We start from the raw sequence: 1,618 nt of genomic DNA on the forward strand, positions 1-1,618 counted from the left end.
ACGCCAAGCGCCAGCTCACCTGGTTTCGCGCGCGTGCCGGTGCCGTATGGCTGCCCCCCGATGATGTGGACGCCGTGGTCAAGGCGGCACGGGCCTTGCGCGTATAGGGTGCTTGTTTTTTACTGCCTGCATGGGGCTGCATGGGGCTGCATGGGGCTGCATCGCGCAGGGTTCAATTGACCGCCTGCGCGGCGGGCGGCAAGAACGGGAAAGCGCGGCTTGTCCTTCGTAAGGCAGGCAGCCACCGTGCGAAGAACAAGCCTTTCCTTCCCTCCCTGCTCCCGCCGCGCAGGACGTCATCCCTCCCCTGACGAAGGACAAACCCTTTCCCTCACTGCGCCACGAGCGGCAGAACTTATTTGTTCAGCGTAAGGAATTCGTGCTCGTCAGGGTCGTAATATTCCATTTCGCCGGACTCGATATGGTAGAGCCAGCCGTGGATATGCAGCGTACCCTTGTTTACCTTGCGCCTGACATAAGGATAGGTGAGCAGATTCTCGATCTGAAAAATAATGGAGAGCTTTTCCGTCAGCCGCAGCAGCTTTTCTTTTTCAGCATTTTTGCCGAGGGCCAGCAAGGCAAGGTCTTTGGCCTTTTTGCCCAATGACAGCCATTTCTTTGTATGGATGAGCTCCTTGCCGTTGATGTCTTTGTACAGGGCCTCAATGGCGCCGCAGTGGGTATGTCCGCAGATGATGATTTCTGAAATATTCAGCGTGGTGACGGCATATTCAATGCCTGAAGCCGTGGCATGATAGTCTTCGTCCGGCTTGTAGGGGGCCACAAAGTTGCCCACATTGCGCAAGACGAAAAGCTGCCCCGGAGGCGCGTTGGTTATGAGGGAGGGAATAACCCGGGAGTCGGCGCAACCGATAAAAAGCGCCTTGGGATGCTGTCCGCTGCTGACCAGATCCAGAAGCTGGGATTCGTTTTTTCTGAAATAATTTTTCTGAAACAGCTCGTTGCCCTGTAACAGGCTTTCAACATTCTTCATCAACGATCCTCCGTTGGAGTTACGCAGCCCTTCATTCCACAGCCATTCAGGCGGCAGGCGCACCCCGGACCGCCGTTTTCTGCGGAAAAACGGCACGGCCAGGCGGGGGCGCACTCCCCGGCAGGACCGGGGCATCATCACGCTGCTTCCATATCATCTTGCCACGTAGAGCATCTTTATGCGCAGGTCAAGCGCAAAGAGCGCGACTGGCCCGTTGAGACCATATTCCATATTTTTTTACTTTTATCACTCCGCGCCGAAGTATGTGACAGTTATGCACAACGTGGGGTCGCAAATAAATGCATTGGCGCGAAACGCCAAAATTAAAACCTATTTTTTAATGAAAATTTTCCCAATCTCCTTGTTTTTCCAAGCATGAGAAGCCGTTCCAACTCTCTGACCTCCTTGACGAGTCTTGCAGCCTGCGATACCGTTGCAATATCTGCGTGTTTGCCCCCCGCAGGGATCGGCGGGGCCGGAGGATCCTGCCGCCCTTGAGCGGCGGGCTTGGGGTAATGTCTGAATGCAAAAGGACAAGCACATGAGGAACGGCACATCACTGCTTCTGCTGGCGGCTATAGCCCTGGCTGGCGCGGCGTGTCTCACGGCGCTGGGGGGCACGGC

1 protein-coding gene is annotated in these 1,618 nt (G+C 55.7%); it reads right to left on the reverse strand.

The window, feature by feature from the left end; translation table 11 throughout:
* Positions 1-355: 355 nt before the first annotated feature.
* Positions 356-994 (reverse strand): carbonic anhydrase, encoded by a 639-nt coding sequence (locus V6C07_RS08670; RefSeq protein WP_333536000.1) that lies wholly within the window; start codon positions 992-994, stop codon positions 356-358.
* Positions 995-1,618 lie beyond the last annotated feature (624 nt).

Origin of the sequence: Desulfovibrio sp. 1214_IL3152, from assembly GCF_036763055.1 — a bacterium.
In the GTDB taxonomy this organism is placed as follows: domain Bacteria; phylum Desulfobacterota; class Desulfovibrionia; order Desulfovibrionales; family Desulfovibrionaceae; genus Desulfovibrio.

What these genes read in the sequence shown, in the direction of transcription:
- V6C07_RS08670 (WP_333536000.1), bottom strand. Translation starts at nt 994, where the DNA reads ATGAAGAATGTTGAAAGCCTGTTACAGGGCAACGAGCTGTTTCAGAAA.